The sequence below is a fragment of the Bacteroides sp. 43_46 genome (genome assembly GCF_001915455.1).
GTDB lineage: Bacteria > Bacteroidota > Bacteroidia > Bacteroidales > Bacteroidaceae > Bacteroides > Bacteroides caccae.
This window is the reverse complement of the sequence record NZ_MNQN01000016.1, coordinates 54813-63589: the sequence shown is the minus strand read 5'-3', so window position 1 is coordinate 63589 and position 8777 is coordinate 54813. Positions and strand designations below refer to the sequence as shown.

Annotated in this window: 4 protein-coding genes; 2 read left to right on the top strand and 2 right to left on the bottom strand. The window is 39.9% G+C overall.

The features are described from left to right. Positions 1-340: 340 nt before the first annotated feature. Positions 341-1270 (top strand): UDP-glucuronic acid decarboxylase family protein, encoded by a 930-nt coding sequence (locus tag BHV72_RS01260; RefSeq protein WP_258908651.1) that lies wholly within the window; start codon positions 341-343, stop codon positions 1268-1270. Positions 1271-1289: 19 nt separating this feature from the next. Next, positions 1290-2423 (top strand): hybrid sensor histidine kinase/response regulator, encoded by a 1134-nt coding sequence (locus BHV72_RS01255; RefSeq protein WP_005675730.1) that lies wholly within the window; start codon positions 1290-1292, stop codon positions 2421-2423. A 101-nt stretch (positions 2424-2524) separates the two neighbouring features. On the opposite strand, the gene BHV72_RS01250 is transcribed toward BHV72_RS01255, so the two are convergent. Next, the gene (locus BHV72_RS01250; protein WP_286853640.1) at positions 2525-5386 is read right to left on the bottom strand and encodes a PD-(D/E)XK nuclease family protein; all 2862 of its coding nucleotides are present in this window, start codon (positions 5384-5386) and stop codon (positions 2525-2527) included. Positions 5387-5436: 50 nt separating this feature from the next. After that, on the bottom strand, positions 5437-8607 hold the full coding sequence (locus tag BHV72_RS01245; protein WP_286853638.1) for a UvrD-helicase domain-containing protein: 3171 nt from the start codon (positions 8605-8607) through the stop codon (positions 5437-5439). Positions 8608-8777 lie beyond the last annotated feature (170 nt).

The window sequence follows — 8777 nt, the reverse complement described above, 5'->3', positions numbered from 1 at the left end:
ACCTCACCACGTAACCTTCTATATACGGCTTCTTTGCCTATATAGAGAGTATCCATTAACATATCTGCCAGTTTTCCTTTGAGTGGAAGCTTTTCTTTCATCGCTTCTATCAGGTTTGTATTCGGGTCATTTGTTATCATAACAGTTTGAATAAGTTGTTCTTTAGTATTATAAACATTTCTCAGTGATGAGTTGTTTCGGAAAGTGAAACTATTTAATTAATCTTTTTTCAAAAATATCCTTCTTTAAAATTGTATATTTTGAGCAAATCGGTTACATTTGTGTCCATAAACAAAACGGAGAGACGGTGTCTCTTTAGTAAACAATAGAAAAATATATAATGAAAAGAATATTGGTTAGTGGCGGAGCCGGATTCATTGGCTCTCATCTCTGTACCCGGCTTATAAACGAAGGTCATGACGTGATATGCCTTGATAATTTTTTTACAGGATCAAAAGATAACATCATGCATTTGATGGATAATCATCATTTTGAGGTGGTACGACACGATGTCACTTACCCTTATTCTGCTGAAGTAGATGAGATTTATAATTTGGCTTGTCCGGCATCTCCTATCCATTATCAACATGACCCGATTCAGACTGCCAAAACATCTGTAATGGGAGCAATTAATATGTTGGGACTGGCAATGAGATTGGATGCTAAAATATTGCAGGCTTCTACCAGTGAGGTATATGGAGACCCAATTGTTCACCCGCAACCGGAAAGTTATTGGGGAAACGTGAATCCGGTAGGATACAGATCATGTTATGATGAAGGAAAACGCTGTGCGGAAACTTTGTTTATGGATTATCATCGTCAGAATAATGTGCGTGTGAAGATTATTCGTATATTCAATACGTATGGTCCACGGATGTTGCCGAATGACGGACGAGTCGTTTCTAATTTCATTTTACAAGCGCTACATAATGAAGATATTACTATTTATGGAGACGGGAAACAGACACGTAGTTTCCAATATATTGATGATTTGGTTGAAGGGATGATACGAATGATGAATACGGAAGATGAATTTACGGGACCTGTGAATCTTGGAAATCCAAATGAGTTTCCCATATTGGAATTGGCAGAGAGAATAATTCGTATGACCGGTTCTTCTTCGAGAATTGTATTTAAGCAGTTGCCGGATGATGATCCGAAACAACGTCAGCCAGATATCACACTGGCAAAAGAAAAACTCGGCTGGCAGCCTACTATTGAATTGGAAGACGGGCTGAAGTATATGATTGAATATTTTAAAACTGTCTGATGCATAAAATAAGATAATTATGAATATGGAAATAAATCCTTCTGAATATAAGGTCCTTATTGTGGACGATGTAATATCAAATGTCCTTTTGTTGAAGGTCCTTTTGACTAATGAGAAATTCAATATTGTAACTGCCGGTAACGGCACGCAAGCATTGGAACAGGTGAAGAAGGAAAAACCGGATTTGGTGTTGCTGGATGTAATGATGCCGGATATCAGTGGATTTGAAGTGGCTCAACAGATGAAGGCAGATCCGGAAATGTCTGAAATTCCTATTATTTTTCTGACTGCGCTGAATAGTACGGCGGACATCGTAAAAGGATTCCAAGTAGGAGGTAATGATTTTATTTCGAAACCTTTCAACAAGGAAGAATTGATAATTCGTGTAACACATCAGATTTCGCTAGTGGCGGCTAAACGAATTATTGTTGCACAAACAGAGGAATTACGTAAGACAATTATGGGACGTGATAAACTCTATTCTGTGATTGCGCATGACCTACGTTCGCCAATGGGGTCTATCAAAATGGTACTGAATATGTTGATTCTGAACCTGCCGAGCGAAACAATCGGCGAGGAGATGTATGAGTTGCTTACAATGGCGAATCAAACTACTGAAGATGTATTTTCATTACTTGATAATCTGCTGAAATGGACGAAAAGCCAGATTGGCAAATTGAAGGTGGTTTATCAGGATATCAATATGGTAGAAGTTGTAGAGGGGGTAAGTGAGATCTTTACAATGGTAGCCGGCTTGAAGAATATTAAGATTGTGCAGGATGTACCTGTTGCAGATGTAGCTGTTCGTGCTGATATTGATATGGTTAAAACGGTAATCCGTAACCTGATTAGTAATGCTATCAAGTTTAGCAATGAGGGGGCGGAAGTGGTGGTATCGTTGGCTGAGGAAGACGGTATGGCAATCGTTAGTGTGAAAGATAGCGGATGCGGCATTGATGAAGAAAATCAGAGGAAGTTGCTTCATACGGATACGCACTTTAGTACCTTCGGTACAAATAATGAAGAAGGTTCAGGACTCGGATTGTTGTTGTGTAAGGACTTTGTTATCAAGAATGGTGGTAAACTCTGGTTTACTTCAAAGAAGGGAGAGGGATCTACATTTAGTTTCTCAATTCCATTACTGGATAAATAGAATATAAAACGGTAATTTATAAATCATGAACGGTGAATGTTTTGTGCTTGTATGCAGCATTCACCGTTCATTTTTTTATTCAATCATTATCATATTTATGCTCATCGTTTGCAGATTGCTTTGAAATCGCAGTAACTACACTTTTTAATATCTTCTGTTTGAGTGAAAGGTTCGTTTTCACTGAAAATCTCTTCTAATAATGTTTGTAATCGCTTGCGGAACTCGTCTTCGAAAAAGGTGAAGTTATTGACCGGTATCTTTGGCTGGCGGGGTTCTCCCATTTCTATAACAGGTGAGTAACTATCGGAAGCTGCCCGGTGAATATAGAGCAGGGCAGGAGCCACTTTCAATGTTTGTTGCCGGCACATAATGGAGGCATACAGGAAAGTTTGGAAGATATAGTTCGGACGTGTTTCCGAAGGGGTGAACAATTGTTCGATATTAGCCGGTGTCTTGGGGGTTCCTCCGGTTTTATAGTCAACAATCCGTAATGTGTTTTCTTTGGCATCCATGCGGTCTATGGTTCCGCCCAAGCGAACTGTGAAGGGACCTAGGTCAGTTTGAATAGTTATCTTTTCGGAAACAGCTTGTTCCATAGCAACCATTTCGAAAGGGGCATATTGGAGGTCATTGCGTAATAGTTGTCGCAGATAGGAGGTGATTACTTTGGAATTAATGAGTTGTACACCGTTATATTCCGGTTTTTCTTCCGGTTTAACCTTGAAAAATTCTTCTTTGAAAGCCTGATCAACGTAACCTTGTAATTTAACATCGTTACGTAATAAGCGTTCAAGATCCTCTTTCTGTATCATTTGCCCATTGGATGTCAGTTCAGTATAGGCTAGTTCGGCAGAGCGGTGAAAGATTGTTCCGAATAACGCGGAGTCAATTTCCGCACTCACTTCTTCCGGTGTTTTTAATCCGGCTATATAGCGGAAGTAGAATCTCAAACGGCAGTCGAGATATGTATTGAGGGCTGAAGGAGAGAGAATGAGGGACTTAGGATTGGTAACGTCATAGATATGGTATAATCGTTCTAATATTTTCTGTGTTTTTGGTATTTCTATTTTTGGGGTACTTTGGGGAGATTGTCCGGCCTCTAAATATTCACGAGTAATCTCATGAGGACCTTCTACTAATAATTGTAGCATGAAACGGGACTCCTCTCCGCGATTCAGGCCGTCGGAAGAGGTATTGTAGAGCAAGGTGATATTTTCTGCCCGCTGTATCAAGCGATAGAAATAGTATGCGTAGACTGCATTTTTGTGCTCAATAGTCGTCATGCCGAAGGCTTTCCGAAGGTTATAGGGAATAAAAGAAGATTCTCCACCGGTTTTAGGAAGTTGTCCTTCATTGAGCGAAAGCATTACAAGATTACGGAAGTCAAGGTTACGTGTTTCAAGTACTCCCATAACTTGCATTCCAATGGCAGGTTCTCCGTGGAAAGGTATATTGGAACTTGTCAGTACTTTACTGATTAATCTTTTCAGTGTATGGGTCTGTATATTTAATTCTCCACTTTCAATCAAACTATATAAACGGTTGATTTTCAAAAAGCTTTGAAAAAGAGATTCACGATATAGTTGGTTGAATATATCGTTGTATTCTCCTTCTTTACGGTATAGGGTAGAGATATCTTTGATAAGTCCGATAAGATAATTACATAGCTCCTTGATACCGTTACGGGGAGTGAAAAGATTAGCTAGAAACTCATCTTGTTTCAATTCCGAGGGAAGCGGATAGAAACGGTTGGTTTTTGTAAGTTCCCGTTCTATTATATCTGCTTTTGTCGATAATTGGCGGGTATATGGATGTTTTAGTATAGCTGATACGGTTTCGTAGGTGAAACGACCGGTATCAAAACGGTAGCCATTGGTTTGTAGTTCCATAGCCGCATTGATAAAACTATAAACCGGAGTTTGTGCCAATGGGAATCCCATTGTGATATTGACATTCTTCACTTCTTCCGGGATAGAATGGAGTACGGGAAGCAACAAGGCTTCATTGCAAAGAACTACGGCATTTTCTTTTTCATTATCGGATGAGAAAGTAGTACGTATCCATTCGGGAAGGAAACGTGCTTGCGCATTCTCAGTAGAAGCGGAGATGTAACGTATCTTCTTCGGTTTCTTTAGGGAGTCAAAGTAGCTGGCAGGCAGTTCGTTCGGGAAATCTTTCAGGTTGCGGTTAATAAATTCTCCGGCCTCATGTTTTTTGATTTGTTGGGTATAGAAGATGTCATAATCCCAATAGAATATTGCTTTATCTGCTTTTTGCAGTTTTCGGAAGAATTCTTTTTCTACTTTATTCAACACATTGAAGCCGACAAATATATATTTGTCGTATTTAAGTTGATCTGTATCAAGTTGTTCGATAACATTGCGATAAAGCATTCCTTCATAAGCAATGCCTAACTCAGTTAAGTTTTTCCGGTAATGGTGATAGATTGTGCCTAACTTATCCCAAAGAGATATGAATTTCTCTTTGAGCTCCGTGCGGCGCTCAATGGAGAAATTCCGGAAGAATTGTTGAATTGCTTCTTCCTGTTCTTTATCTAGAAATTCGTAGTCATCCATTAGACTTTTTAAGTCTTGCAGATTGCTGAAGAGCTTATCTGCATCCACCAAATTTTTGTCTACATCATCAAAGTCACTGATTAACAGTTCTCCCCAAAAATAGAAGTCATCTAATGTCTCCTGACTTTCTGTTTCTTCCTTGAATACTTTGTAGAGTTCACAAACCAATCGAATCGGATCACCGGTTTTCTGTACAGATAGCTTCTGAAACAGATCACTGATACTCATAGCGGCAGGTGACCATATCGGTTGATCGGATTCTCCCGCCAGATATTCATTGAAGAACAGGTTGGCACGTTTGTTAGGGAAGATGAGTACTGTGCGAGAGAGGTCATTTCCTATTTTGGCATATAGGTCATGAGCTACTAATTGGAGAAATGATTGCATATTGATTAAATCGTTTTTCTAATTCATATTATTGTAATCGGAGTTCTGTCTTATACTTTTTCTATTTTTTCTTCATCTACATACCACAGGTATCCGGTAATATTCTTATAACCCATTTTCGTCAACAGTTGCATATATCCTTTCACTTGTTTATTGTATTTAGGATTTTCTTTACCAAACTTAAAATCAACCACAACAACCTGCCCGTCTTTCATCATTACACGGTCCGGGCGACGAGTTTGTAATATTCCTTTTTCCTTGTATATAATGGCACATTCATTAAACAGGGTCCATTCTCCGGAATACCAATCTTGTATTTCGGGAGATGAAAACGCTTTCTGTACAACTTCACGTACTGTATCTTCTTTTTCCTGGTCTCTAATAACTCCTTCAAAGATTAATCGTTCGATAGCCGGATCAATATCATCGGCTGTTTCAATGGCAGAAAACAGAGTATGCAACATACGTCCGCGATTGATGAAACGGTCGTCCGAATCTTCTTCTTCGATTCCTTGGATAAAGTCCGCAGAACGATTGGATTGCCGGAACTCGATGTCGTGCCGCATGGACTCCATTTGAATGGGCAATTTTTCTGCTTTTTGGGTTAATTTATTAGTGGAGGCTTTGACCTTTTCTTTTTCGGACGGACAGAGTTCTCCTTGCTCATAACAATCTTCTTCCCATTCGATTCCTTCTTTGAGGGCAACCATAGGAAGAGTATTTGCTAATAGTTCGGACATTGTTCCTTTTTGCCCTTTTCTGCTCCAGATTATTAGATTTTTTCCGGCACGGGTAAACGCTACATAGAGCAGGTTCAGGTTATCCACCCAAAGTTGGAGGCGTTCATGCAGATAATCGTTTCCATAGATAGATTCTGCCATTTGCGTGGAATAATTAATAGGAAGAATATCTAAAGCATTGAATGGCGCTTCTTGAGGAGCACACCATACCAGTTGATTATTCGTTTCATTCTCTAATTTCCAGTCACAGAAAGGAAGAAGCACGGTATGAAATTCCAATCCCTTTGATTTATGTATGGAAAAAATCCGGATCCCTTCGATTTCTCCGCTGGGAATTGTTTTGCTACACAAAGTTTCGTCCCAATAGCGAATGAATCCGTCGAGTTCAGAAGAATTATTTTGCAAATAATCTGTTACTGCATCAAAAAAGGCAAATAAATAAGCATCTTGTTCTTTGATGCGATTCATCTCGAACAAGCTGAATAATTCTTCCAATAACTCGTAGAGAGGCATTAACCGAAACTCTTTTATTTTATCAAGAAATGCCGTAGGAAGATAGCTTTCGGCGGGAAGAAGCAAGAGGGTATTCCAATCCAGTCCTTTCTGTAAGACCTCATTCTGATAGGCTATGGCAAGTTGGGCCCGTGCTATCTTGTTGTTTTCATCCGAGAGGTAACGAAGAGCATCCAGCATCATGCAGATAGCAAGGGAAGCGTCAAGACGGAAGGCTTCGTCTGACACTATTTTGTAATGCAGCTCCTTATCAAAGTAATCTGCGATGCGGGGAATACTTTTATTCTTTCGTACTAAAATAGTTATGTCGTTCAGGTGGATACCGGAAGCGAGCAGATGTTCGACTTCTTCTCCCAGGCTGATAAGTGTCTGTTCGGTATAGTCATGTTCTTCGTCCGGTTCGAGGAAAGAGGCTTTGACATAACCTTTTTGGGTGTTTAAGGGAGATTCTTGTACGACGTCTGCATATGCCTTTTGCAGATCTTGACAATCTTTGTTGAGCTGTTTTTTATAAACTCCATTCAAATAATCAGTAGCGGCCGTAAATATATGATTGTTAAACCGGATGATGTTCGTTTCACTTCTCCGGTTGGTTGCCAGTGTTTTGACGCGAATCGGGAAGTGGTCGATATGGTCATTTAACCCGTTGAGGATTCCCCAGTCGCCATTACGCCAACGGTAGATTGACTGTTTGACATCTCCTACAATCAAGCTGTCGGCTCCCTGGGATAATCCTTCGAGCAATAACAGTTTGAAATTACCCCATTGCATCCGGCTGGTATCCTGAAACTCGTCAATCATAACATTGCGGATGTTCGTTCCTATCTTTTCGAATACGAAAGAGGAATCACCGTCTTTTACTAATTGGTGGAGCAGGGCATTGGTGTCTGAGAGTAGGAACCGATTATTTTCCCGGTTTAACTCGCGTACTTCTTCGTCGATATTGGCGAGAAGTTGTACTTTGTTGAGATGCTGCAAAGACAGTCGGCAACTATTCAGTAACAGGTTATTTTTTGATCGTAACTTTTCTGCATCTTCCAAAATCTGCATAAGGCTGGAATTGGCTAAAGCAATAATGTCTGCATAGCGTGGAGACGTTTTTGTAGCCCAGTTTTTGGCATCTTCCAGACACTTTTCTACTGTAACATTGCGAACATCGTTACCTAAAATACCGTTGTTGAGCTTACGGAAATAACTTCCGATTCCTCGTGAACCGTTTTTCAGATCGTCAGCAGTTAACGCATGTCCGTCTAATTCTCCTTCAAACTGATCATAGAATCCCTTCATTTGTTCCAAAATCTCAGTCTCCAGTGCTTTCAACTGTTTACGGTATTCTTTAATGGTATCCGGATTGCGTAGCCGATGACGGAGTCCTTCTCCTTTTTCTATATATCCTTCATCGAATATATTACGGCCGAAATTCTTGACTTCGTCCGATACGTTCCAACGTTTGTCGTCTGCAATCCGCTCATTGATATAATCCAGTAGCCATGCGAGGACAGGAGAGGTAGGGCCTAATTTCTCAATCATACTGTCTACCGCTTCACTAAGCACTTCCGTATTGTTCAGTTCGATATTCAGGTTAGGGCTTAATTCCAGTTCGCGAGCCAGATTGCGCATAACAGACTGGAAAAAAGAATCTATTGTTTCTACCCGAAACCGACTGTAGTCGTGTAACATATAACCAAGGGCAATGCTTGCTGCTTCCCGTATTTCCTGCTCTGTTTTTCCCGTTTCTTCTTTGATACGGTTGAGATAGGCTTCGGATCCTTTGTCTCCTGTCTGAATACCGTACAGCTGACTAAGAATACGTTCTTTCATTTCTGCTGTCGCCTTATTAGTGAAGGTTACGGCAAGAATCTGACGATAGGCTCGCGGGTTTAGAATTAATAGTTTGATATATTCCACGGCCAGGGTAAATGTTTTACCTGAACCGGCGGAGGCTTTATAGACTAAGAGTTCACTCATTATTTAATGATTGGGTGTTATATAAGACAAAAATAATGAAAGTAGTAGAAGAAACGAAATAAAAACATGATAAAAAGATTTTTCCTTAGTATATTTGTGCTGTTGACTATATCATCATTAGTAGACAGAGTGATAATAAAATAAAAAATAGAGGAGAGGCGTTAGTAGTT

Bases quoted from the DNA above. Each gene is read 5' to 3' on its own strand.
- BHV72_RS01245 (WP_286853638.1), bottom strand. From the start codon at position 8,607: ATGAGTGAACTCTTAGTCTATAAAGCCTCCGCCGGTTCAGGTAAAACA.
- BHV72_RS01250 (WP_286853640.1), bottom strand. From the start codon at position 5,386: ATGCAATCATTTCTCCAATTAGTAGCTCATGACCTATATGCCAAAATA.
- BHV72_RS01255 (WP_005675730.1), top strand. From the start codon at position 1,290: ATGAATATGGAAATAAATCCTTCTGAATATAAGGTCCTTATTGTGGAC.
- BHV72_RS01260 (WP_258908651.1), top strand. From the start codon at position 341: ATGAAAAGAATATTGGTTAGTGGCGGAGCCGGATTCATTGGCTCTCAT.